The organism is Sulfurihydrogenibium sp. YO3AOP1 (assembly GCF_000020325.1).
Taxonomy (GTDB): domain Bacteria; phylum Aquificota; class Aquificia; order Aquificales; family Hydrogenothermaceae; genus Sulfurihydrogenibium.
The window spans coordinates 1,480,737-1,506,007 of sequence record NC_010730.1; the positions used below are offsets into that span (position 1 = coordinate 1,480,737).

The 25,271-nt window shown below is 31.9% G+C and carries 24 protein-coding genes; 9 read left to right on the forward strand and 15 right to left on the reverse strand.

Translation table 11 applies throughout. From position 1 onward, the window contains the following. Nucleotides 1-280: 280 nt before the first annotated feature. Together SYO3AOP1_RS07375 and proC are read left to right on the forward strand one after the other, a co-directional pair. The gene (locus SYO3AOP1_RS07375) at nt 281-898 is read left to right on the forward strand and encodes a 3'-5' exonuclease (RefSeq protein WP_012460097.1); all 618 of its coding nucleotides are present in this window, start codon (nt 281-283) and stop codon (nt 896-898) included. Next, a complete protein-coding gene (proC, locus tag SYO3AOP1_RS07380; protein WP_012460098.1) occupies nt 891-1,679 on the forward strand; it encodes a pyrroline-5-carboxylate reductase in 789 nt (262 codons plus the stop codon). The genes SYO3AOP1_RS07375 and proC overlap by 8 nt, the downstream gene beginning before the upstream one ends. Here the strand turns inward: proC and SYO3AOP1_RS07385 are convergent. Genes SYO3AOP1_RS07385 through SYO3AOP1_RS07400 form a run of 4 tightly spaced genes read right to left on the reverse strand, consistent with a single transcriptional unit; the run spans nt 1,676 to nt 9,001 of the window. Continuing rightward, a complete protein-coding gene (locus SYO3AOP1_RS07385; protein WP_012460099.1) occupies nt 1,676-4,921 on the reverse strand; it encodes an AAA domain-containing protein in 3,246 nt (1,081 codons plus the stop codon). The genes proC and SYO3AOP1_RS07385 overlap by 4 nt on opposite strands. Then, nucleotides 4,918-5,442, reverse strand: coding sequence for a hypothetical protein (locus SYO3AOP1_RS07390; RefSeq protein ID WP_012460100.1), 525 nt, complete (start codon nt 5,440-5,442; stop codon nt 4,918-4,920). Before SYO3AOP1_RS07390 ends, SYO3AOP1_RS07385 begins: the two co-directional genes overlap by 4 nt. Before the next feature lie 44 nt (nt 5,443-5,486). Then, complete coding sequence (hemW, locus tag SYO3AOP1_RS07395; protein WP_012460101.1) at nt 5,487-6,593, reverse strand: radical SAM family heme chaperone HemW; 1,107 nt, start codon at nt 6,591-6,593, stop codon at nt 5,487-5,489. Continuing rightward, the gene (locus tag SYO3AOP1_RS07400; protein ID WP_012460102.1) at nt 6,590-9,001 is read right to left on the reverse strand and encodes a DEAD/DEAH box helicase; all 2,412 of its coding nucleotides are present in this window, start codon (nt 8,999-9,001) and stop codon (nt 6,590-6,592) included. The genes hemW and SYO3AOP1_RS07400 overlap by 4 nt, the downstream gene beginning before the upstream one ends. Nucleotides 9,002-9,312: 311 nt before the next feature. Between SYO3AOP1_RS07400 and SYO3AOP1_RS07405 the strand changes: the two genes are divergently transcribed. Then, the gene (locus SYO3AOP1_RS07405) at nt 9,313-9,666 is read left to right on the forward strand and encodes a hypothetical protein (protein WP_012460103.1); all 354 of its coding nucleotides are present in this window, start codon (nt 9,313-9,315) and stop codon (nt 9,664-9,666) included. A 307-nt stretch (nt 9,667-9,973) separates the two neighbouring features. Here SYO3AOP1_RS07405 and SYO3AOP1_RS07410 read toward each other — a convergent pair whose 3' ends face one another. The 8 genes from SYO3AOP1_RS07410 to SYO3AOP1_RS07445 are packed head-to-tail and all read right to left on the reverse strand — an operon-like array spanning nt 9,974 to nt 16,970. Further along, entirely contained in the window at nt 9,974-11,032 is a 1,059-nt protein-coding gene (locus SYO3AOP1_RS07410) for an ABC transporter permease (RefSeq protein WP_012460104.1), read from the reverse strand. Then, complete coding sequence (locus SYO3AOP1_RS07415) at nt 11,032-12,018, reverse strand: ABC transporter permease (RefSeq protein ID WP_012460105.1); 987 nt, start codon at nt 12,016-12,018, stop codon at nt 11,032-11,034. Before SYO3AOP1_RS07415 ends, SYO3AOP1_RS07410 begins: the two co-directional genes overlap by 1 nt. Then, nucleotides 12,018-13,214 (reverse strand): aminotransferase class I/II-fold pyridoxal phosphate-dependent enzyme, encoded by a 1,197-nt coding sequence (locus tag SYO3AOP1_RS07420; RefSeq protein ID WP_012460106.1) that lies wholly within the window; start codon nt 13,212-13,214, stop codon nt 12,018-12,020. Before SYO3AOP1_RS07420 ends, SYO3AOP1_RS07415 begins: the two co-directional genes overlap by 1 nt. A gap of 12 nt (nt 13,215-13,226) precedes the next feature. Beyond that, nucleotides 13,227-14,756 carry a LysM peptidoglycan-binding domain-containing protein gene (locus SYO3AOP1_RS07425; protein WP_012460107.1) on the reverse strand — a complete coding sequence of 510 codons (1,530 nt, stop codon included), beginning with the start codon at nt 14,754-14,756 and terminating at the stop codon, nt 13,227-13,229. Further along, nucleotides 14,734-15,003, reverse strand: coding sequence for an acylphosphatase (locus SYO3AOP1_RS07430; RefSeq protein ID WP_012460108.1), 270 nt, complete (start codon nt 15,001-15,003; stop codon nt 14,734-14,736). Before SYO3AOP1_RS07430 ends, SYO3AOP1_RS07425 begins: the two co-directional genes overlap by 23 nt. Beyond that, nucleotides 15,003-15,500 carry a molybdopterin-guanine dinucleotide biosynthesis protein B gene (mobB, locus tag SYO3AOP1_RS07435; protein WP_012460109.1) on the reverse strand — a complete coding sequence of 166 codons (498 nt, stop codon included), beginning with the start codon at nt 15,498-15,500 and terminating at the stop codon, nt 15,003-15,005. The genes SYO3AOP1_RS07430 and mobB overlap by 1 nt, the downstream gene beginning before the upstream one ends. Further along, entirely contained in the window at nt 15,493-16,335 is an 843-nt protein-coding gene (gene accD, locus SYO3AOP1_RS07440) for an acetyl-CoA carboxylase, carboxyltransferase subunit beta (RefSeq protein ID WP_012460110.1), read from the reverse strand. The genes mobB and accD overlap by 8 nt, the downstream gene beginning before the upstream one ends. Nucleotides 16,336-16,337: 2 nt before the next feature. After that, entirely contained in the window at nt 16,338-16,970 is a 633-nt protein-coding gene (locus SYO3AOP1_RS07445) for a polyphenol oxidase family protein (protein ID WP_012460111.1), read from the reverse strand. Nucleotides 16,971-17,330: 360 nt separating this feature from the next. Here SYO3AOP1_RS07445 and SYO3AOP1_RS07450 point away from each other — a divergent pair, with 360 nt between their 5' ends. From SYO3AOP1_RS07450 to SYO3AOP1_RS07460, 3 genes are read left to right on the forward strand one after another with little or no spacing between them, the layout of a single operon-like run. Then, the gene (locus SYO3AOP1_RS07450) at nt 17,331-17,837 is read left to right on the forward strand and encodes a Rieske 2Fe-2S domain-containing protein (protein WP_012460112.1); all 507 of its coding nucleotides are present in this window, start codon (nt 17,331-17,333) and stop codon (nt 17,835-17,837) included. A 20-nt stretch (nt 17,838-17,857) separates the two neighbouring features. Then, a complete protein-coding gene (locus tag SYO3AOP1_RS07455) occupies nt 17,858-19,042 on the forward strand; it encodes a cytochrome bc complex cytochrome b subunit (RefSeq protein WP_012460113.1) in 1,185 nt (394 codons plus the stop codon). A 2-nt stretch (nt 19,043-19,044) separates the two neighbouring features. Further along, complete coding sequence (locus tag SYO3AOP1_RS07460; protein ID WP_012460114.1) at nt 19,045-19,881, forward strand: c-type cytochrome; 837 nt, start codon at nt 19,045-19,047, stop codon at nt 19,879-19,881. Nucleotides 19,882-20,663: 782 nt separating this feature from the next. On the opposite strand, the gene pyrE is transcribed toward SYO3AOP1_RS07460, so the two are convergent. From pyrE to der, 3 genes are read right to left on the reverse strand one after another with little or no spacing between them, the layout of a single operon-like run. After that, a complete protein-coding gene (gene pyrE / locus SYO3AOP1_RS07465; protein WP_012460115.1) occupies nt 20,664-21,215 on the reverse strand; it encodes an orotate phosphoribosyltransferase in 552 nt (183 codons plus the stop codon). A 2-nt stretch (nt 21,216-21,217) separates the two neighbouring features. Further along, complete coding sequence (locus SYO3AOP1_RS07470; RefSeq protein ID WP_012460116.1) at nt 21,218-21,970, reverse strand: nitrilase-related carbon-nitrogen hydrolase; 753 nt, start codon at nt 21,968-21,970, stop codon at nt 21,218-21,220. Beyond that, on the reverse strand, nt 21,967-23,304 hold the full coding sequence (der, locus tag SYO3AOP1_RS07475) for a ribosome biogenesis GTPase Der (protein ID WP_012460117.1): 1,338 nt from the start codon (nt 23,302-23,304) through the stop codon (nt 21,967-21,969). Before der ends, SYO3AOP1_RS07470 begins: the two co-directional genes overlap by 4 nt. A gap of 96 nt (nt 23,305-23,400) precedes the next feature. Here der and SYO3AOP1_RS07480 point away from each other — a divergent pair, with 96 nt between their 5' ends. Genes SYO3AOP1_RS07480 through SYO3AOP1_RS07490 form a run of 3 tightly spaced genes read left to right on the forward strand, consistent with a single transcriptional unit; the run spans nt 23,401 to nt 25,155 of the window. Then, a complete protein-coding gene (locus SYO3AOP1_RS07480; protein ID WP_012460118.1) occupies nt 23,401-23,922 on the forward strand; it encodes a DUF29 domain-containing protein in 522 nt (173 codons plus the stop codon). Next, nucleotides 23,915-24,601, forward strand: coding sequence for a type I 3-dehydroquinate dehydratase (gene aroD, locus SYO3AOP1_RS07485; RefSeq protein ID WP_012460119.1), 687 nt, complete (start codon nt 23,915-23,917; stop codon nt 24,599-24,601). The genes SYO3AOP1_RS07480 and aroD overlap by 8 nt, the downstream gene beginning before the upstream one ends. Before the next feature lie 2 nt (nt 24,602-24,603). After that, nucleotides 24,604-25,155, forward strand: a complete 552-nt coding sequence (locus tag SYO3AOP1_RS07490) for a thioredoxin family protein (protein WP_012460120.1) — start codon at nt 24,604-24,606, stop codon at nt 25,153-25,155. Nucleotides 25,156-25,271: the final 116 nt, after the last annotated feature.

Genomic DNA, 25,271 nt, shown 5'->3' on the forward strand with positions numbered 1-25,271 from the left:
ATATTAAATAGTGAAAAGTGAGAGGTTGATGGATGTTGGAGCAATTCATGAATTGCCAGTACGTTGAATAATTGAAAGATAAAAGGACAGAGTTTCTTTGCCGGCTGCAGAATAATAAAAAAGTTATCCTTTCTCTAATGCTTATCATTCAATCTTTCTCTGTCATCCTGAGGCCGTAAGACCGAAGGATCTCATTTTTAAATTTTACAAAAACCACCAATTTCTCACCCAAAGTATATTTTTTGTATAATATTTACATCTTGCATTAAAGGATACTAAAATGATTAACTTAACTATAGAAGAAGCAACGTTTACAGTAGTAGACTTAGAAACAACAGGACTAAATCCTAAAACAAGCGAGATAATAGAAATTGCCGCAATTAAGGTTGAAGGCAGTGTCATCACTGAAAAATTTCATACATTAGTAAAGCCATCAATTGGATTTATTCCGGAGCATATTACAAAGCTTACAGGAATCACAAACCCTTTAGTAATAGATAAACCAAAGATAGAACAGGTTTTTCCACATTTTTTAGAATTTACTAAAAACTCAATTATCATAGCCCATAATGCTAAATTTGATATATCATTTTTAAATGAAGCATCACTTCAATTGACAGGAAAGCTTATTCAAAATCCTGTAATATGCACTTTGGTTCTTGCAAATAGATTGTTTCCGGATTTAAAAAGTAAATCACTTACTAACTTAGCTTATCATTTTAACATTCCTTACCATAGGAAGCACAGAGCTTTGGCAGATGCAGAAGTTACTTATGAGCTTTTTAAAAAGTTTGTTGATTATCTTCAAAACTATAAAGTTGATAAAGTTATTGATTTAATAAGACTTTCTAATGGTAAAGATTTAAAACTGCCATCAAAAAGGAGAAGGTATGTTTAAGATAGGAATCATTGGCGTTGGAAATATGGGAGAAGCCATTTTAAAAGGTCTGATTGAAAAAGCAGGTATAAATGGACCGGAAATTGTCATCACAGATATTAATCAAGTCAGAGTAAAAGATATTATAGAAAAATACAATGTAGCCGGTGCTGATATAAGAAAGGTTGTAAATCTGTCTGAAATAATATTTCTTGCAGTAAAGCCAAAAGACATTGAAAGCACTTTGGAGCCGGTTAAGGATTTATTTAAAGAAAATCAGATATTGATATCGGTTTTAGCCGGTATAAAAATAGAAAAGATAAAAAAGCTTGCTGAAAAGCCCTTGATAGTTAGAATCATGCCAAACACTCCTGCCTTGATTGGTGAAGGTGTGATTGGTGTTAGCTTTGAAAAAAATACAGAAAAAAAAGATTATATTCTAAGCTTGCTTAAAACTTTGGGAGAAGTTTATGAGGTTAAAGAAGAGTTGTTAGATGTAATCACAGGTTTGTCCGGAAGTGGTCCTGCTTATGTGTTTAATTTTATTGATGCTTTGGCTCAAGGTGGGGTTAAAATGGGGTTATCTTATGATATGGCTTTAAAAATTGCAACCCAAACAGTCTTAGGCTCTGCTAAATTACTAAAAGAATCCGGTCAGCATCCGGCGGTTTTAAGGGATATGGTGACTTCTCCGGCGGGAACGACTATTTATGGCTTACACGAGCTTGAAAAGAAAAATTTTAAAGATGCCGTAATGTCTGCGGTAGAATCTGCAACAAAGAGAAGTAAGGAATTGAGTTAGGGAATTAGGTTTTCTTTTAACTCCCTTTTAATTCTATCTAATTCTTCCTTCATAATAGGATTACTTGAATCTAACCATCCGTTAATATACCATTTGTAATATGGTGTATGGATTATTTTCCATCCAGCTCTTTTTAACCTTTCTGCTCTTTCTATATGCCAATCAGCATAATTAATATTTTGTAAACCTGCCATTTCATAATGATATGGTCCGTCAACTTCTAATGCAATAAACTTTTTATTTTTTCTGTTGTATAATACAAAGTCCAGCCTATAGCCACAGGTTTCATATTGGTTATATATTCTTATATCTGCATCATAATTTTTATTTATTTCGTTTACTATATCTTTTAAGTAGTTGTAAACAAATTCTTCTAATTCCGAGTCAAATTTAGATTTATCTAAGGAAGCATTTTCTGTATCAATGTCTTTTCTGTCTATGTTTTCTATGCTTTCAAAGTGTATGATGTATTCCTTAGTCAAATGGAAGTTTTCAGGAATTCCACCATAAACTAAAAACGTAAAATATTTTGCTCTACTTGTAGCAACATTAAATCTATTTTTATTTTCATAATGGTTTTTACTTCTTGTACATGTCTCATCTAAAGCAAGTGATATAATCATTACATCTTTCTCATGACCCTGAAACTCTTCCGGCGTTCCTATTAGTATATCTTCAAAGCCATATTCATAGCTTCTAATTCTCAAACTATCCACTTGGTCTCTTGTAAATGATAATACCCCTATTGAAAAATTTTCTGGAACATAATCTGGTAAAACAACTTCTTTATATCTCCTGTGTGTTTTTAGACTTTCAATAATTTTAAATACTTCATTTATTTCTTCTTCAACAACATTAAATTTTAAATGCCTTTTACCATTGACTTTGACACTTTTAAATGCTTTGTCTTCTAAATTCGGATTTTTTGTCATTATGTAGATCTTGTTTTCGTAAAATTTCTTTGATGTAAAGCTTGCCAAAGAAAAAACTGACCTAAAATGTTCATTTAACATGCTCTGAGCTTCTGCACTTATGTAGCTAAAAGATTCTCTATTTGATTTTTTATCAGAACCATCAGAAACTAAAAAATCTAAAATAGAAGATTTCGTTAATGTTAAATTCCTGCTTTCTGCTTGGTCGTAGCTCATGTTATTTGGTCTAAATTTTTCCCAAATATACCTATCTAATCTTTTACTAATAGAAAATCCTAACCCTGTAGCCTCAAGGCTTAGTTGTTTATGGTCTCCAACTACACAAATATGCTTACCTCTATAAAATACAGGAATTATCTGAGCTAAATTTACCTGAGAGGATTCATCAACTACAACGATATCAAATAAATTTGGCTTCATAGGCAGTATTCTGTCTACGTTTGGAATATCTACAATCCAAATATTAAAAATTTCCAATATATTTTCATAATTAACTTTTTCTTGAGCATTCTTTAATAAACGATCTTTTGCCCAATGAAAAACCTTCTTAAAATTGGCTAAATCATTTTTATATTTTTGAGCATTTTCATAAATCTTAAGTAATAGCTTTAAATTTACCATCTCTTTTGAAACTTGCATTAACTGGCTTTTTATATGATTTATCCGATTGACTAAATTTTGTATATCTCCAAATGATATAATCTTACTTTTTGCATATTGAATTTTATTATAATCGTCAATTATTTTTATCAAAGAATCTAAGAATAAAGATTGGCTAATATTTAAGAATTTCCTAAGCTCAAGCTCTTTGTGATAGTTTTTTAAAAATCTATAAAGAAATACTTTTCTTAACTGCAAAAGTCTTGTATTTCCATATTTTTCTAATACTTTAAAAGTATTTTTATGAAGATTTAGCTCTTCAATTTCTATCCATTTTAAGTGATTGAGATAATTTTTGATATTAAAAAATCCTTCCTCAAAAAATTTGACTTCATCATTTAAATCTTTTCTTATAGAGTAATATTTATGTTCCAATGCAAGATATTCTTTATAATTTTTCTCTAATTCTTTTAACTCACTAATGTAATCTATTGCTCTTTTTCCCAAGTATCTTAATCTTTCTTTTAAATCATCTTTTATATTTAATCTCTCAACAGCTTCTACATTTTCTTTCATTCTTCTTTTGTATTCATCATAGTAATAAATAAATGGAATAATGTTATTTTTTTCTAAAATTTCTGTTAGCTTTTCAAATAGAACCTTAATGGCAGGTGGTTTCTGAGAAACGATTAGAATTTTTTTATCAAGCAAAATGGACAACAAAGCTAATGCAGTTATTGTATGGCTTTTACCGGTTCCCGGAGGTCCTTGTATGTAAGAAATTTCATAATTTATTGCATTTTCAATAGCATTTTTCTGACTTTCCGAAAGTTGCAAAGGAATTAAATATTCATAGTCTTCAAGTTTAAAATTGTTAACTTTATCTAAATTTATCTTTTCTTCAAAGGCTGATACAAAAAGTTTCTTTAATGTACTGTTTTTAAAATCTCCTTCTTCATTTATTTCTTGAATTAACAATTCTAAAGATTTGTAAGTTGATAGTTCAGAAGGAAAGGTGTTGACAAAAAAATAATTTCTATCTAAATAAAAGCTTTCTTTTTTATCAAGTATTTCTCCTATATTTTCTCTTTCTATTTTAATGCTTTGGTCTATCATAAGGTTAAATTTTTTAGGAATTTCTAAAATAACATCCTTTGCAAGGGTTTTTAAATCAAATAAATCATGCGATTCTTCAAGTTTGTCTTCTATGCTTTTTATAAAAGTTACTGCTTGTTCTAATTGGATAGAGTTTTCATTATCTTCTAAATTTTCAGATAAGTTATTAAAAAGGTCATAGTTTATAAATGGATCTCCAATATGAATATATATACTCCTATCCTCATCATCTACTTCTATTTCCAAATTAGTTATAAAAATAGGTCCAAAAGCTTTATTTGTATAACTTCCGTTATCTTTTATTACATATTTAAATAATCCGATACCTAAAAATATTGCTTGATTTAAACCGTCAATCTCTTTAAGCTTTTGCCTCAAAAACCAATACAGTTTTTCATCTGCTTCTTGATTAACTTTATAAGTTTCTCCTAAACTTAAGTTTTCATCAAAGTAGAAAAAAATATTTTCAAGATTTTTATTTTTATTTCTTGGTTTAGATTTAGCAAGATTTCCGAAATCAACTCTAACACCGATTTTTCTGCTTAACTCTTTTAAATATCCAATGTAATCTAAGATATATTGTTTATCATTCATCTTAAATCTTCCTCTGTTAATGGCTCTTTAAGAAGTTTAATAATATGCTCAATTTTCTTCTCAAGTTCTTGAATCTTTTTATAATTTTCTTCTACTTCTTTAAATAATTCTTCGTATTTTGACTGTGTTAAATCTGTAATTTCTTTTTCAAATTCTTTTAAAATTGAACCGGTTTTCATAAGAAGATTAATGGTGTATTCCATCCTATCTTTATTTTCTATCATTTTTTCGTCTATGCTTTTATGCTTTGATTCTATATTAATTAAAATATCCTTATGAAGTTTGCTAAGTTCTGTTTTAAATTCATTCTTGTTCTCATTAATAAGTGTTTCAAAGTGTTGAAAGCCTTTTTGAATTTGCTGAATATTTAAAACAATCTGACTTATAATATTTGTATAATTTGACAACTCTTTTAAAATTGAGTTTTTCTCTTTCTCGATCTTAAAATAGGTAAAGATATTCAAAACAATCGAAATTAACAGTAAAATTAATACAGCAATCAATATTATTTCTAAGGACATATTTACCCCCGCATATTTAAAAATATTTGCTAAATTTTAAAAAATTATAACACACTTAAAACCTTCCTAACTATTTCATTAATAACCATTATTCCCTTTGGAAGTAGATAAAACCTTCCATCTTTTATATCTCCATAGCCTTCATCTACTAACTCTTTTAGAAAATCTTTATTCTTAATCAAATCTACATCTATACCCTCTTTAAGCCTCAAGCCTAAGAAGATTTTTTCTTCATGCTTTTTCTTTTCATCTAAAACCTCGCTAAACTTAACAGGTTTTATACCTTTTTCAACATTCTCTAAATACTCATTTATATTCTTAGTATTTCCAAACCTTTCATTATTTACATAAGACCAAGCAGAAACGCCAATGCCGAGAAAGTTTACATCTGTCCAATAAAATAGATTGTGTTTACATTCATAGCCTTTTTTTGCCCAGTTTGAAAGTTCATATCTTTCAAAGCTTTTGTTATGTAAAGCTTGGTCTATCATTAAAAACATTTGATATGCTAAATCTTCGTCAGGTAGATGATAAAGTCCTTTTTCTACAAGTGTTCCAAGGGGTGTGTCTTCGTAGGCAGTCAACATATAAGCTGATATGTGAGTTATAGGTAGTGATGTGTATATTTCTAAATCTTTTTCAAGGTCTTGCAAAGTTTGGTTTTGAATTCCATAAATCAAATCAAGATTTATGTTAGATATTCCGGCTTTAAGGCAGTTTTCTATGGTTTTATAGCTATCTTCCGGTTTGTGGTCTCTGCCAAGCATTGTAAGATTTTTTTCTACAAATGATTGATTGCCAATGCTTATTCTGTTTACTCCTGCATCTTTTATGATTTTAAACTCATTATATTCATATGTTTTTGGATTTATTTCAACCGTTATCTCAAGATTTTTTTGATGCTTTACGTTATTTTTTATAAACTCTATTATTTCAGCGATCTTTTCAGGTTTTAGTGTTGATGGTGTTCCGCCTCCAAAGTAGATGGTTTGAATATCAAAATCATTATCTAAGTACATCAAAAGCTCTTTTTTAAGAGCTTCTACGTACCTATCTTTCAATTTATCTTCTTGCCAAACAAAAGATGTAAAATCACAGTATGGACATTTTATATTGCAAAATGGTATGTGTATATAAATTCCTTTTATCATGCTAAGATTAATTCTAAAAATTTTTCTGTAGCCAGTTTATCAAGATGTTCGTTTGCGTTTCCACACTTTGGAGATAATATACAAGACGGACAACCATTTAAACATTTACAGTTTTTAATGTTTTTGTAAGTTGCTTTTAAAATATCTTCCAATCTTTCAAAACCCGCTTCTGCGTAGCCTATCCCGCCTTCGTAGCCATCATAAATAAATATACTTGCTTTTTCTGTCTGTGGATGGTAGTTTGTAGACAATCCGCCAATATCCCATCTGTCATTCATGGCAAAGATGGAATAAATACCAATCATTCCATGCTCAGCTCCATGTAAAGCACCTATGAAAATATTTTTCTCGTTCAGTAATCTTTCAGCTTCTGTCGTCAAAATCTCAATCTCTGTTTTGGATAGGTTTTTTAAATAATTTTTTATAAAATTAGAATCATTCTCTTTTAAAATTTCTCCAAGTTTTTTGTATGGAGTTTTACTATTTGAAACTATGTTTAAAACCATCTCATAGACTGGTTTTTCAAGCTTTCTTTCAAGCAAAGATAAAACTGTTTTCTGACTGTTTTCTAATGTATTCTTTTTTATCAAACTTTCATAATAATCCGGAATGGTAAACCATACTGCTTTTGTAGCAAAATTTCTTTCTAAAATTTTTTCATCATCAAACATAACATTGTTGATTCTTTTATTAGATTCTATCTCTATTTTTGAGTATCCTATTATCATAGACCTAACATTAACGCTTCCATAAAAGATCTCTATATCTTTAAATTTTCTTGATTTTTCGATGCTTTGTATTTCTGTCTCTGAAGACAGCACCGGTTGTGTAAAGTAATTTAAATCTGCTTCTTCAACATACACCACCTTATCATCATTATCTACGCTAACAACTTTATAAGTTTCTCCGGAATGAATATAAACTGCGTTTGGAAAAGCTTCATAAAATACATACTCTTGATTAAGATTTCCAATAGAACGATTGGTCTTTATGTCTACTATATCATAACTATCTCCTGCAGACCTGATGCTAAAAGAGATTTTTTTTCTTGATTTGATTTTATCTTTATCAATATAAAGAATTTTATCTTCTAAAAGCTCTTTTACCGCTTCTTTTTCTGATGGCTCTATATCCCGAATATGAATAGGAAGTTCTTTAGCTGATAATATTAGATGTTTTTTAAGAATGTATTTATTTTCAGGATTGATGATTGGCTCTTCTACGTTTCTGTTGAAAATATCTTCAGGATTTTTAAGATAATATTGGTCTAAGGCATCTTGTTTTGTGATTAGGTAGTTGTATGCTGTTTGGCCTCTTCTGCCGGCTCTTCCAAAGCGTTGCCACATAGCAGCCAGCGTCCCAGGAAAACCTTTTAAAACAACGCACTGAATCTCTCCAATATCTATACCCATTTCTAACGCACTTGTAGAAAGTACAACTGTTATATCTCCATTAGCTAAGCCTTTTTCTATTTCTCTCCTTTCTTCCTGTCTGTATCCAGACCTGTAAGGTTTTACTTTATTTATAAGTTGAAAAAGCTTTCTTTTTATAAGCTCTTTTCTTATGTTTAGATAAATAACTTCTATATCTTTTCTGCTGTCTATAAAAACTATCGTTGATGTTCCTGTTTTTAGAAATTCTATTATAATCTCTATAAGTTGATAGTTAGAAGCTGGCTCTGCGATGTATATTAATTTTTTTGGAGATGGTGCTCCAGATTTTGATATTTCTATAAAATTTTTCTTTCCTGTAAGTTTTTCTGCAAAAAGGCTTGGGTTTCTAATGGTTGCAGAGTTGCAGATGTATAAAGGCTCTTTACCTGTGTAAAAATTAGCTAATCTGTTTAATCTTCTAAAAATGTTTGCAACATGAGACCCAAGCACTCCTCTGTAGGCGTGAATTTCGTCAACAACGACAAACTCTAAATTTGTAAAAAATTTATCCCAGCTCCAATGATTTGGCAAAATTCCCTGATTTAACATATCCGGAGTTGTGATTAAAAAGTTTGGCGGGTTTGACCTAATTCTTGCTCTTTCAGTATTTGAAGTGTCTCCATAGTATGTTTCAACAGTTGCTTTGATTTTTGTCATTTTTATAAGGTTTTCTATTTTTTCTTTTTGGTCTCTTGCAAGGGCAACAAGGGGAAAAATTAAAATGGCCGTTGTGTCCGGGTTTTGGTCTATTTTTTCTAAGATTGATAAAGTATAGATTAAAGATTTTCCTGAAGCTGTAGGTGTAGTAACGATTATGTCATTTCCTTTTAGTATCTGCTCTAAAGCTTCGGCTTGATGGCTGTAAAGTTTTATGCTGTTTTCTTTTATAAGGTTGTTGATTTTTTGAGAATTAAATTCAAATTCTTTGTATTCTGGTTTTGTAGCCGGTATTAATCTCTCATAGACTTTTTTCATTTTTCTACTGTCTCATGGTTTTCTTGTTTAGTTTAAAAAAGAATATTATAACAGATGGTTTGGATGAAAAATTAGAAAGTTTTTAATACTTGAATGAAGTTAAGGCTCTTTTTTATGTCTATTTAAAGAAAGATAAAAATGAGATCATTTACTTCGCTGTTGAATGACAAGGAAAATAAAAATTTGTCATTTCTGAAGCTGTGCAAAGAATCTCTCACTTTTACCCAATTTCTCACCCTGATGCAATGTATTTTATTGTATAATTATTTTGATGGATTTAAATTAATGGAATACCACTTGAAGTATATCAAATGTTTGAAAAAGTACTTGGAAAAGAAGATGCTCAAAAAACCGTTGAAATACCACAAAAATCTATTAATGAATCCTTAGAGTCTTCTGAAGAAAAATTGAAAACCTCTATTTCAGATAACCTTAAAAAAGAACTTGCTTCTAAGTATGATGTTGAATTGCTAAGACAAGAAATGAAAACGTTAGAAGTAGAATTTAAGAAAGAGATTGATGTTGTTAGGAAAGAAATTGAAATAACAAGACTGGAATTCAAGAAAGATTTAAGAATTGCGGTCATCATTTTGATTGCTATTATTGTAATTTTGAATCAAAACTCTTTAGAGCTTTTAGCTAAATTGTTCGGTATCGTTAAATAATATAGCTTCTTTTTAACTGAGGGTGCTGAAATTTTTTTAAGATGTGGAATGAGTATGTAAATATAATTTTACCTTTCCTCGCCATTTTGAAGACTTTAGTCCTACGGGTCTCTCTTTTATTGTTATTCGAAAGCAAGATAAGAACAAAAATGAGATTCTTCGCTTATGCTTAGATTGACAACAATAATCTCTTTGTTAAAAACTTTTTAGAACAGTCTCAATGAATATGTGGATATAATTTTACTTTTGCCGGTCAAATTTGAGGACTTTAGTCAGATGGATTACTTCTTTTAATCATCTCCTTTATCTACTTAATCAATCTTTTTAATTTTGGGTCTAAAGCATCCCTTAAAGCATCACCTAAAAGATTAAAAGCAAGTACTGTTAGAAATATAGCAACCCCAGGGGCAAGTATCCATGGATACTGAGATATGGCTGTTATGCTTCTTGCTGATGCAAGCATATTCCCCCAGCTTGCGTAAGGCTCCTGAATTCCAAGACCAAGCAAGCTCAGCGCACTCTCTCCAAGAATATAACCCGGAATAGCTAAGGTTGCGGCAATCAAAAGATATGAGTAAGTATTTGGTAAAATATGTTTTATTATAATTCTAAAAGATGAAGCACCATAGCTTTTTGCCGCTAAGACAAAATCCTGCTCTCTAATAGATAAAACCATTCCTCTAATTACCCTTGCAAGTCCAGCCCAGCCAATAAAAGAAAGTATAACAACTATCAGAAGAAAAACCTCCACAGAAGACAATGTGATTGGAAATACAGCCCTTAGCGTTAGCATAAGATAAAAGCCCGGAAATGACATTACAATTTCTGAGATTCTCATCAGAATATTGTCAACTCTTCCGCCAAAGTATCCAGCAATCCCGCCCACTATCGCACCTATTAAAAATGAAAGAAAAACTCCAATAAGTCCAATAGATAATGAAATCCTTGATGCATAAAGCATTCTTGAAAATATGTCTCTGCCAAGATTATCAGCACCAAGCAAAAAAATCTTTCCTTCTTTTACTCCAAAAAGATGTAAGTCTGTTTTAATAAACCCAAGAAGGTAATGAGTATGTCCATGGGTAAAAAAGTATATAGGATGCTTAACATCATAGTTAATTTTATAGCTTTTTGAAATTGGGTCTATCAATTCGTATTTATAAACAAAAGGTCTAAGATGAAAGTTTCCTTTTTCGTCAAAAAAATGTATCTGGGTAGGTGGGTGATAAGGTGTATCTCTATGCTGAATGTCGTAAGGATAAGGGGCTATAAAGTCGGCAAAGATTGCTAAAAAGTAAAAAATCCCAATCAGATAAAGGGATAAATAAGCTAATTTATTTTTCTTTATATACTTAAGCAGCTCCATTACTTTAAGATTCCTTCAACTTCTCTCATTCTAATTCTTGGGTCAAGCTTTGCAAGGAGAATGTCGGCTATTAAGTTTCCAATAATAAGCATAATTGCGCCGATGTATAAACCACCCATCACAAGGTATAAATCCTGTGATAATACAGCGTCAAGCATTAACATTCCCATTCCAGGCCAGTTTACGATTATTTCTATCAATGCAGCACCGGAAAGCAATGAAGCAATTTCAAATCCAAGTATAGTTATAAAAGGATTTAAAGCATTTCTCAAAGCATGTTTTAAAATTATATCCTTTTCTTTTAGTCCCTTTGACCTTGCAAACATTACATACTCAGATTGAAGAGATTCTACCATAGCACTTCTTACTAGTCTAACAAGACCGGCTAAAGATGTTATAGCTAAAACAAAAGCCGGTAGGCTCACATGCCATAGCCTATCTAAGATTTTTTCAAACAAGCTCATTTGGTCGTAATTTGGGCTAACTGCTCCACCGGTTGGCAGAACTCCTGTTTTAACTGAGAAGAATAATAAAATAAAAGCCAAAAAGAAGCCGGGTAGAGACATAAACGTAAAAGAAAAAACTTGAACTACTTTATCAATGATGCTATTTTGTTTAACCGCTGCCAAAACTCCAAGTGGAACTGCCAAAAGCCATGCTAAAACGCCGGAAGTGATGGATAGAAATAGGGTGTTTCCTATCCTATCTTTGATTAAGTCTAAAACCGACATGTTGTAGCTAAAAGAGTATCCAAGGTCAAATTTGATGGCATTTATAAGCCATTTAAAGTATTGAACTAAAATTGGTTGGTTTAATCCGTAAGTTTCTTCAAGCTGTTTTAAAGTTTTTTCTGAGATTTGAGGGTTCATTTTAAGCTGGTCTAAGTAATCACCCGGTGCCATTTGAATGATAAGAAAGGATAAAAAAGTGATTCCCAGCAAAATGGGAATCATTTGATAAAGTCTTTTAATAATGTACAAGAACATTACTTTCTCATTAATTTTTTGATGTTAGAAACCGCCTGTCTTATTCGTTTTTCGTTTTCTACAACAGCAAATCTAACATAACCTTCCCCGTGTTCACCAAAGCCAATACCCGGTGCAACGGCTACCTTTCCTTCTGTTAATAAAAACTTACTAAATTCAACAGAACCCATATGTTGGAATTTTTCCGGGATTTTAGCCCATAAAAACATGGTTGCTTTCGGCTTTTGTACATTCCAGCCGGCTTTATTTAATCCATCAACAAGAATATCGAGTCTTTTGCTGTAAATATCTCTTGCTTTTTCCACAACTGAATAATCACCTTCCAAGGCGATGATGCTTGCAACCTGTATAGGTGTAAACATTCCATAATCTAAATAACTTTTTATTCTTTTAAGATTGTATACTAAGGTTTCATTTCCAAGAACAAATCCTACTCTCCAACCAGCCATTGAAAAACCTTTTGTTAAAGAGTAAGTTTCTACTGCAACATCTTTTGCGCCTTCTACTTGAAGAATGCTTGGAGCTTTATATCCATCGTAACATAAGTCTCCATATGCAAGGTCATGGACAATCCATAATTTTTTCTTTTTAGCAAATTTAACAATTTCTTTAAAAAATTCTATATCAACTGTCATTGTCGTTGGATTGTTTGGAAAGTTTAGAATCAATACCTTTGCTTCAGGGTAAGAGTCTTCATATGTTTCATAAATATTTTTTAAAAACTGCTCTTGTTTTTGAGAGTCATCCCCTTCAAAAGGTAGCGGAACTGTTAAAACGCTTGCCCCTGCTATTACCGGTGCGTAGTAATGAATAGGATATCTTGGACTTGGCACCATTGCTATATCGCCCGGCTCAAGCATTGCAAGCATAAGATGCGCTAAACCTTCCTTTGAACCAATGGTCATAATAACTTCTTTTTCCGGGTCTAAATCAACGTCATATCTTTTTTTATAAAAGTCTGTTATAGCTTTTCTTAATCTTGGAATTCCTTGAGACATAGAATATCTATGGGTTGTTTTCTTTTTGGCTGATTCACAAAGTTTTTCTATTATATGCGGTGCTGGTGGTAGGTCAGGGTTTCCCATACCAAGGTCTATTATATCTTCACCTTCTTTTCTTAACCTTGCCTTTAAATCATTAACTACAGCAAAAACGTATTGTGGTAATCTCTTTATTCGCGGAAATTCTTCAACCATTCTGTCACTCCTTTATTCTAAAATATTCAATGGGTCTACAGGTGTTACATTTTTTCTAACTTCAAAATAAATTCCACATTTGTCAGAATTCTTAAGCTTTCCAGCTTTACCTATTACATCTCCTCTATTGACAACCTTTCCTTCTCTAACGGATATATCATCCAAATATCCATATACAGTTGTTAATCCGTTATTGTGTCTTATAACTACCAAGTTTCCAAATGCTTTTATTCCATCTCCGGCATAAATAACTCTTCCATCTGCAGCAGCTTTTACACTTTGACCGCAGTCTGTTTCTATATCTATACCAAGATGTCTAACCTGTTCGTCATTTTGAAATTTAGCTACAACATTACCTTTTACAGGCCATGATAATTTAACACCTTCTAACTTTACAGTCTCTTTTTCGGTTTCTTTTGGTTCAACAGGTTTTGGTAAAGGTGGTTGCTTGGTCTCTACTTTAACTTGAGTTTCTTCTGACTTTTCTTTTTCTCTCGGTTTTTCAGGTTGTTCTGTTTTAATAGCAACAGTTGCCGGTATTTTCAGTCTTTGACCATAGTAAACTTTTTCTCTTTTAAGATTGTTTAATGAGATAATATCTTCTTTAGAAACACCAAATTTTTCTGCAATCTTTTCAAGCGTATCTCCTCTTTTTACTTTATAAACTATAATTTTTGTTTTTTTCTCTTCTTGGGTTGCTTGTTCAGACTCAACCTCTTCTTTAGCTACGCAGACTTCTTGACCGGCCGGAATTGTTGATTTTGATAAATTATTCCAATTTTTGAGTTTTTCTACAGGTACGTTGAATTTTCTTGAAATTTCATTTAAAGAAACTGTACTTTTGGGTCTATAAACTAAAGTACATTCTGAAGCTTTCTTTTGGGTTGTCTCGGCTGTTTTTTCCTCCTTCTTTTCTCCGATACAAATTTTTTCTCCAGCTTTTAGCCACTTATCAGCCGAAATATTGTTTAATTTTTCTAAGGTTTTAACATTTACGCCAAGTTTTTTAGATACGTGCTTTAATGTTCCACCACGTTTTAAAACATAAACTTCACAGCTTGACAAGTCTCTTTTTTCTTGTTCTTTTTGTTCTTGTTTTTGTGCTATTTTTGCGCCTTTTGGGGGTATCTTAAGCTCATCCCCTGCAAAGATTTTTTCATCCTTCATACCGTTGTAATCCATAAGTTCTTTAACAGTAAATCCATATTTTTTAGCTATCGTTTCTAATGTATCTCCCTTTTGAACTACATAAGTTAATTCTTTATTTCTTTCAGATTCTTTTTTTGATGTCTTTTTAATTTCTTTCTTAGTTTCTTTCTTAGAATTAGTCTCTTTTGTTGGTATTTCTAATTTCATTCCATCTCTTATTTTTCTTTCATCTTTTATATTATTTACCTTTTTTATTTCTTCTACGCTAACGTTAAATTTTCTTGCTATTTTCTCAAGTGTATCTCCTTTCTGAACTGTGTATGTTTCAGCAAAGGCAATTAAAGGAAAAATAGAAGAAAACAAACCTATTTTAATACTCAATTTTAAACTCATCAAAGCCTCCGTCTTTTTCAATAAATTCATATCTAATGCCGTTTACTTCAGCTAAAGGGGGTCCGTTTTCAATAGCGTCAAAAAAAGATTTTAATGTTTCTTCATCTCCTTCTGCTAAAACTTCAACAGTCCCATCTGGTAGATTTCTAACAAAACCTTTTACTCCAAACTCATCTGCCTTCCTTTTCACAAACTTTCTAAAGCCAACACCATGGACTCTTCCGGCAAAAATTATATGAAGAAGCATCATTTCGCCCCCAACATACTTGATTTTAAATAGTCAATAAATTCCTTCGGATTATTAATATCAAATCTTAATGGAAAATCGTAATAATCGGTTATCACTCCAACTAAATCCAAATCGTCTTTCAGCATTAAATCTCTATTCTCTTGTTTTCTGATTACTTCAAATTTTTTAAAGTTTTTAGCGGTTTTAAATCCTTCTACTATTATTATATCAATCTTTGGGTCTACAGATTTTATTAAATCTTCTAATATATAGTCTTGAACTTTTTTAAAATGCGATATTTTATTTGGAGATGCTACTATAACCTCTGTCGCTCCTGCGTTATAAATTCTATAACTGTCTTTTCCTTCTGTATCTGTTTTAGCTTTGCCTTTTGGATCATGTTTAATATATGCTACTTTTATACCTTCCTCAGATAGTATAGATACCACTTTTTCAATAAAGGTTGTTTTACCGCTATTATGGGCACCTACTATAACTATTACGTTTCTATCCATGAGTATGTCTTATTAAAGTATATATTGTCTTTTTTAGATTTTTTCTATCCACTACCATATCTATCTGTCCTTTTTCTAATAAAAACTCTGCTCGTTGAAAGCCTTCTGGAAGCTGTTGTCTAATAGTTTGTTCTATAACTCTTGGACCGGCAAATCCTATTAAACTTTCTGGTTCCGCTATTATTATATCTCCAAGAAATGCAAAGCTTGCGGAAACACCACCCATTGTCGGGTCTGTTAAAACAGAAATATACAAAATCCCTGCTTTATTTAATCTGTCTATCGCAATTGCAGTCTTTGCCATTTGCATTAAAGAGACTATACTTTCCTGCATTCTTGCTCCACCGGATGCTGCAACAGAGATAAAAGGTATACTTTTTTCTATAGCAAACTCAACTCCTCTAACAAATTTAGCACCTACGACACTTCCCATACTACCGCCCATAAAGTTAAAGTCCATAGATGCTAAAACAACTTCTCTATCATAAATATTTCCATGAGCTATGATGATTGCATCGTTTAAGCCTGTTTTTTCCTGTGCTTCTTTAAGCCTGTCTTTGTATCTTTTTGTGTCTTTAAATCCTATAATATCAACAGGTTTTATCTTCGGAAAAAGGTCATAAGAATAAACTTTATCTAAAAGAGAATCTACCCTCTCTTTTGCATTCATTCTAAAAGTATATCCACAATGAGGACATATCTTTAAGTTTTTTAATAAATCCTCTATATATAAAATGTTCTTACATTTATCACACTTTATCCAGGCTCCTTCTTCAATCTTTATCCTGCTTTTTTTTATATTTTTAAGCTTATCTACAAAATCTTTTAATCCCATCCCTATTCTCCTTCAATAAATGCTAAGGTTAAAATTCTCTCTTCTAAATTGCCATTTCTGTAAGAAAAAAAGTTTTTACCACATTTTGTACACTCATCAATCTCGTATACTACATTAACATGCAATTTTTCAAGCTTATTTTTAAGAATTTTATTTAAATCAACAAAATATTTATCCTTAGATATTGTAAAGAAATCATTTGATATGTTCAACTGATTTATAAAATCAAAACAAACTTCATAACAGCATCCTCTTATAGATGGACCAATAAAAGCAAATATATTAGATTTATCTTTAAATTTTTTGTATGCATTTTCCACAATTCCGCCTAATAATCCTCTCCAACCTGCATGAATTAAAGATATTTCATTATCATTGAATAAAACTAATGGTATACAATCTGCAGTTAGCACTCCAACGGCAGCAGCTGGTTTATCTGTATAAACTGCATCTGACGGCTGAGTTAAATCTTCATTGTAGTTTAAAACGATGTTTGTATGTTTTTGATTTGGCAGAAAGATTTCTTTTAGATTTAATTCTTTTTTGACTCTTTCCAAGTTTTTTCTATCTCTGAAATTTCCATCAGATTTTTCGCTTACGTATATATTTGTCTTATTAAATTTGAACTTTTTCATTTTAAAATTATAACACATAGACATTGTTTATTGGAAAATATACCTTGGATGAGAAATTAGTCGTTTTTATTGAATTAAAAAAGAGATCCTTAGGACTTACGTCCTCAGGGTGAAAAATAAAGTGGAAAAGTGGAAGTAAAGTTGTCATTCTGCAGCCGCCAAAGAATTTCCTACTTTTATTGAGTTTCTCACCCCGACATATAATTTTCATATCTGATATACCGGTAAAATGTTCTTCTATAAAAAATTGATAGATATCAATGAAATATAAAAAATCAGAATTTAATTTAGTAAGTATTTACAAACTGTTTAAAACGGGTTATGATAATTATCATTAAAAATTTAGCAGGAGGTAAAGTTATGGCAGATGAAAAAATGTCCCGTAGAGACTTCCTACTGTATGCTATGGGTGGATGGGCTGCGGTAGGCGTTGGTGGAGTTTTGTATGGAATGTATAAAACTTGGGAACCACTTCCAGAAGTAAAAGCCCAAGCAACAGTAAGCTTTGACATTTCAACAGTGCAACCTGGAGAACTTAAAGTTGTATCGTGGAGAGGAAAACCTGTATTTGTTTTGAGAAAAACTCCGGACATGGTTCAATGCAAAGACAGAAGTGTAAAAGACGAGTACACAGTCGTAATGGGTATTTGTACGCACCTTGGTTGTATTCCAAACTGGGAAGCAGACAAAAAAATTTGGCACTGCCCATGTCATGGCGGTGAGTATGATGCTTGCGGAAAAAACATATTTGGACCACCACCAAGACCGTTAGATGTTCCACCATTTAAAATTCAAGGAACTACTATTGTTTTAGGTGAAGAAGGTCCTGAATACAAACAAATGAAAGAAAAAGGTCTAACTACATAAAAACATAGAGGAGGTTGAAGATGAAATTTATAGATTGGTTGGATGAGAGATTAGCCGTTAGAGAACTTGTAAAAGTAATGCTTACAGAGTATTATGTGCCAAAAAATATTAACTTTTTATGGAGTTTTGGCGTACTTGTAATGCTTGTTTTTGCAATATTAGTAGTAAGTGGTATTTTTGTATTGATGTACTACAAACCAGATGCACACCTTGCATTTGACAGTGTCAATAAAACAATAATGATGGATGTTGAGTACGGATGGTTATTTAGGCATACGCATGCCGTTGGTGCATCTATTATGTTTTTAGTTTTATTTATCCATATGGCAAGAGGAATTTACTATGGTTCTTTTAAAGCACCAAGAGAAATAGTATGGATTACAGGATACATTCTTTTTGTTTTAATGTCTGCAACAGCATTTACTGGTTATCTTCTTCCTTGGGGTCAAATGTCTTACTGGGCAGCTCAAACAATCACTACATTATTTGAAAAAATCCCATTTATTGGTCCAGATTTAGTTATTTGGATAAGAGGTAACTACATAGTTGAAGATGCAACATTGACAAGATTCTTTGCATTACACGTAGTATTTTTACCATTATTACTTATTGTATTTACAGCAATTCACCTTTATGCAGTTAGAATACCTGGTTCAAACAACGAAGATGGTGAACATTACACAAAAGAAGAGAAAAAACATGGAAAAGGAATCCCATTCTGGCCAGTATTTATGGCTAAGGAATTCTTTGTTATGTCAATTTTCTTAATTTTCTTCTTCTATTTAGTTTTCTATCAATATGAATTTGCAATGGACCCAATTAACTTTCAACCTGCGGACTACTTACAAACTCCAATGCATATTTATCCAGAATGGTATTTCTTGGCGTTTTATGAAGTTTTAAGAGGATTCTTCTTTAGCCAAAACCTTGGACTTATCGCATTTGTTCTTAGTATGTTTATTGCAGCATTTTTACCATGGCTTGACACATCTCCAATCGTAAGCGGAAAGCATAGACCAATCTATAAAGTTCTTTTCTGGATATTTATCGCTGACTTTGTTTTCTTAACAATTCTTGGAAAATTACCTCCTACTGGATTGTATGCTTGGCTTGGATTTGTTGGTAGCTTAATTTACTTCGCATTCTTCTTGGCACTTCCTATTGTTTCAAAAATAGAAAAGAAAAAAGTGGCAGGAGGTAGATAATTATGAAAGAACTTAAAATATTAGCAATACTGGTTGTAATAGTTCTGATAGGATACTGGGGGATAGAACCATATGCACATTCTGTTATGCACGGAGAAGTCAAAAAACCAGATTATGTATACTCTGATTTAAAAGTATCTGCTCCAACTGGTGGCGATGCTGCAAAAGGAAAAGAGTTATTTATGGCGAACTGTGCATCTTGCCACGGTGTAAAAAATGATGGTATAAATCCAGGAATGGATAAAAATGCTGCTATAACGTCTTTTAACGTTGTTCCTCCAGATTTATCAAACATTGCTGCAATCGTAGACCATAAATTCCTTGCTGCGTTTATTAAAAATCCTCAAGAATCAACAAAAAATCCAAAGCTTGCAATGCCACCTATGGCTCAGCTTTCTGACGAAGATGTGGCTAATATAATTGCTTACTTGTCTTCTGTTGCTAAGAAAGATTTAACAGGTAAAGAAATAGTAGTTGAAGCTTGCGGAAGATGTCACTCTGTAAAATATCAAAAAATTGAAGCAGAAACTCCAAAAGATAACTTAAAAGCATATCTTGGAAAATTCCCACCAGATTTATCTGTTATGGGTAGAGCTAAGGAATTAGAATACTTAGAAAGTTTTATAAACAATCCTCAAAATGGTCTTCCTGGTACATCAATGCCAAGACTTGGTTTAACAAAAGAAGCAACAGAAAAAACTGTAGCTTATCTTGATCAGATAGCAGACCCACACAGAGACCAAAGAAATAGATTAGGTGTTTGGGTATTAGGCTACTTATTAGTCATGGCTGGATTAACTTTTGCATGGAAAAAGAAAATTTGGAAAAATATTCACTAATATAATCCCTTAGGCTTACCTCCCTAATCCTTGCCCGCTTCACGCGGGCTTTTTTATTTGAAAGTGAAAAAGTGAAAAGATGAGAAAGTTAGATAATTGACAGACAAAAACTATCTTATTTTTACCATAACCAGCGAGAACTCTTCACCTTTTACAAGGTGGGATTGAATTGCAAAAACTGGGAATGTTCAAAATTTTAACTAAGTCTGAAAATTAATTAACCTTTCGTCCGTCATTCTGCAGTCAGGCAAAGAATCCCCCTTTTTGTTTCTCTTCCTTTTAAAAGACATTTAAAAAGGAGATCCTTCACTTCGCTGCTATATAATAAAACCATCATTCGTGTCATTCTACAGCCGAGCGAAGAATCTCCTGTTTTTCTTACCTCTCACTTATTCACTTACTCACTTTCTCACCTTTTTAAAAGAGGAGATCCTTCGGACTTCGTCCTCAGGATGACAAGGAAAGGCAAATTTACAAAAATTTCGGAACACTCTTTTGATAAATTATTAGATTTGTCGTATAATATACATAAGCTTGGCTAATGTTTCAATAGAAACGTGCCAAGTTTGTTAAAAGGCAAGAAATCAAGCTCCTGCGATTTCTACCCAATAGGTAGAATAGCAAGGCGGGTAAGTCTATACCCTAATGGGTATAGAGGGTCGAAGTCTAACAAGCTGATAGGAAATATCAGTTTTTGTTAGATGTAAGCCGACGGTAAGATTATATTATAATTCTACAAATTGCCTAGAATACTCTCAAACTGAATAAGAGAACTCTATATCTTACTTTTTCAAAAACTCTGAAACCTTAAACACCGATATTAGCTCAAAGCCTTCTTTTCTCAGATTCTCTTCTCCGCCTTCCTCTCTATCGACTAACGCAATCACACCAAGAATATTTAATCCAAAATCTTTTGCCACTTTGCAAGCTTTAAGAGAAGACCCGGCTGTAGTTACAACATCTTCAAGAATAAACACACTTTCACCCGGTTTTATATTTCCTTCAATCTGCTTTCCAGTGCCATGACCTTTCGGCTCTTTTCTTACCACAAAAGGCTTGATAGGATTTTTATTTATAAAAGAAATTAAAGATGTAGCGTATGCAATAGGGTCAGCTCCAAGAGTTAAACCACCTACAGCATCAGGCTTTTTATCTTTAACCATCTCATAAATTAGATTTCCGATTAAATATCCACCTTCCGGGTCTAATGTGATTGTTCTTAAATCCAAGTAATAATTACTCATTTTCCCGGAAGAAAGCTTAAAAATTGGCTCATCTGCTACTTTTAAAGCTCTTTCTCTAATCAGCTCTTCTAATCTTTTTCTGTAATCCATCCTCAAAACTCCATCTTTATTTTACTTCTTATTTTATACACCTCATCCAAATCTATTTCCGCAGAAATTATACCTTCTTCATTTCTTTCAATATCAAGAATATCTCCCCATGGTGAGTATATGGCAGAATTTCCTGCATATTCTAAATCTCCTATTTTGCCAACGGTATTGGATATAATTACATAAGACTGAGTTTCTATCGCTCGCGCTCTTGATAGTATTTTTAAATGTTCAGCCCTTTCCTTTCCCCATTGTGCAGGCACAAGGATAATTTCAACATCTTTCTTTCTTAGATTGTAAGATATATTAGGAAATCTAAGCTCAAAGCATATCATAAATCCAAGATTACCGGCTGAACTCTCTGTTATATCTAAATGTATATTTTTACCAGCTTTATAATATTTATGTTCATCTGTTGGGGTAAACAGTTTTATCTTTGGTCTTTTTGCTGTAATCTCTCCATTATCTATTACAAATCCCATATTGTAAATATCATTTCTTTTTCTTTCGGGCAATGTCCCGGCTATAACAAGTTTTTTATCATGAGAAATTTTTTGTAATTCTCTATAAATTTTTGGTGTTTTTCTTGAATGGTCCAAAAGCCTTTCATTATCAAAGCCGCAGCTAAACATCTCGGGTAGCAAAACTAAAGATTCTGATTTAATCTTATCTGACTTTAAAATATCAAATACTTTTTTAATGTTACTTTCAACATTTCCAAGCTCTAAATTAAGTTGCAATGAATAGGCTATCATTTATCTTTTTCCTCTTCTTTTCCTCTGAATATTAATTTTATCGGTGCATTTTCCAATCCAAGTAATTTTCTTAAATTGTTTTCTAAAAATTTTACATAATTTTCTTTGAAGCCTTCGGCTTTATTAACAAAAAGTAAAAATGCAGGTGGTTTACCTTCAAGCTGCGTAGCATAGTAGATCTTTAAAGGTTTACCTTGATATGTAGGCGGTTGTCTTAGATTTTGTATTTGTTTTATAGCTCTGTTTAACTGACCTGTGCCTACTCTTTTCCATGCTTGATTGTAAACATAGACAATCTTTTCCAATAGTTCATCTAAACCTTCTTTTGTCTTTGCAGATGTAAACACTATTGGTGCATAGCTTATAAAATATAACCTTTCTCTAACTTGTTTTTCTACTTTTTCTAAAGTTTTTTTATCAACAGTATCAATTTTGTTTATAACAATTACTGCCGGCTTGTATCTTCTTTGGATCAATCCTGCTATCTTTGTATCTTGCTCTGTTGCTCCTTGATTTGCATCTATCACAAGGACAACCACATCAGCCTTTTCTATAGCCTCTATCGTTCTTCCTACAGAAAAAAATTCTAATCCAAAATCTACTTTTGATTTTTTTCTCATTCCAGCAGTATCTAAAAACAGAAATTTTTGCCCGTCCTTTTCATACAAAATATCAACAGTATCTCTTGTAGTTCCGGGTATCTCGGAAACTAAAACTCTTTCTTCATTTAAAAGTGCGTTTATTAAAGAGGACTTTCCGGCGTTTGGCTTTCCAACGATAGCAACTTTTATGTAATCTCTTTTTTCTTCTTTTTCTTCCTCTTCTTGAATTTCTTTTTCATACTCCGGAATATACTCAACAACTTTATCCAACAACTCTGCTAAACCAAGTTTTTGAATGGCAGATATGGGAATAATATTCTCAAATCCAAGTTCATAAAATTCATATGCTAATTTTTCTTTCTCCGGGTCGTCAATTTTATTGACTGCTACAATGACAGGTTTTTCGGTTCTGTGAAGAATGTTTGCAATCTCTTTATCAAGCGGGGTTAATCCTTGCTTTCCATCAACAACAAAAATAAACAGATCTGATAATTCAAGTTCTTTTTCAACCTGTTTTCTTATGTATGGAGCGAATTTATCTTCATCGCCGGTAATATACCCGCCAGTATCCACCACTTCGAATTTTACACCCCTCCATTCTGCAGTAGATACAATTCTATCTCTCGTTACACCGGGTATATCCTCTACAATGGCTTTCCTTTGTCCTATAATTCTGTTAAACAATGAAGATTTACCGACGTTTGGTATTCCTACTATTGCGACTCTAAACATTATTTCTCCTGTGTTTTTCAACGGTTATTTATTTTGTGCTAAAATTTTGAAGGTATATATTTTATCACAATAGCAAACTTTTAAAGAGGTGTTGCCATGGCTACAAAAACTGTCAGTAAAGAAGAGCTAAAATCATTATACGATAAAGATTTCTACAAGTGGATAATAGAAAACGTAGAACTTCTTAAAAACAAAGAGTTTGATTTGGTAGACTGGGACAATGTGATAGAGGAGCTTGAGAGTATGGGAAGAAGCGAACTTAGAAGTGTAATTAGTTTTATGGCTATTATCTTAGAGCATCTTTATAAATGGGAGAACTTTAGAGAAAATGAAAACATGGGAAATAGCTGGGTTAGAAGTATTCTTTCATCAAGAAATCAGATTTATGACTTATTTGAAGAAAGCCCCTCATTAAAGAATAAAGCAAAAGAAGAAATTGAATTAGCTTGGAAAAGTGCAGTTAGAAGATTGATTAACTGGTTTAAATATCCAGAAAATAAACATTTAGCAAACAAATATTTCGGAAGAAAGCCAACAGAAAAAGATTTTCCGGAAAAATGTTCATATACTTTTAACCAGATTTTAGAATACGAACCATGGGAGGAAAAGAATGTTTAAAAAAACACCAATGATTGCACTGCCCATAACAGACAAAGATTTAGAAATCACATTAAACAATGCAATTATAAATAGTATCGATATTATTGAACTACGTATAGACCAATTTGAAAACAAAGAATTAAATCACATAAAAGAAGTGGCTAATAAAGTTAAGTATTATGATTTTTATACCATCGCAACCGTAAGAAGTAAGTTAGAAGGAGGGTCAGATATACCGGATTCTGAAAGATTGAAAATCTTCAATGCTGTTATTGATTTTGTTGATATCATAGATATAGAGTACACATCAACAAACATAAAAGAAAAAGTTAAAGAAATTGCCAAAAGCAAAGGTAAATTGCTTTTAATGTCTTATCATGATTTTGAAAAAACACCGACAGAAGATGAAATCCAAAAATTAATTGACGATTGTAAAATCCAAGGAGCAGATATAGTAAAATATGCCTTTAAAGCCAATACCTTTGAAGATGTGGCAAGGGTTATGTGTATCACTAATAAAAATAAGGATAAAAATATTGTTGCTATATCAATGGGTGAGATTGGCAAAATTACAAGAGTGACTGGATTTATGTTTGGAAGTTTGATAACATATACGTATATAGGACAATCTTTCGCACCAGGTCAAATAGAAGTTAAAAAACTAAATGAATTAATAGAATTTTTCAAAGGAGGTTAAACATGGCTTTAATGTATTCAGTTGATATACCACTTGGAACAAGAATGCCAGATTTTGAACTAAAAGACACATTCGGTAATGTTTATAAAAGTGATGACCTGTATGGTGAAAAAGGGTTATTGGTAGTCTTTATTTGCAATCACTGCCCCTATGCTATTGCTGTATGGCCAAGGTTAATAAGATTGTCTAAATACGCAAAAGAACTTGGTATAAATACAGTTGCAATAAATCCAAATATCCATCCAAATTATCCAGAAGATGCACCGGAGAAAATGATAGAAAAGATAAAAGAATGGGGAATTCCATTTCCTTATCTAATAGACGAAACTCAAGAAGTAGCAAAAGCTTTTAAAGCACAGTGTACACCAGATATTTATCTATTTGATAAAGACCATAAGCTTGTATATCATGGAAGAATTGATGATAATTGGCAAGATGAATCAAAAGTTACAAAAGAAGAATTAAAAGAAGCGATTACAAACTTAGCAGAAGGAAAACCAATAAACCCGGTTCAGTATCCATCAATGGGATGTTCTATAAAATGGAGAGAATAAGGTTTTAAATTACGTCGCGTAAGAAATTCAGTAAAAGGTAGAGATTTTTTCGCCGATCTGTAGAATGACAAATAAGGTTACCCTTCTTTAATGCTTGACATTTAACCTTTCTCTGT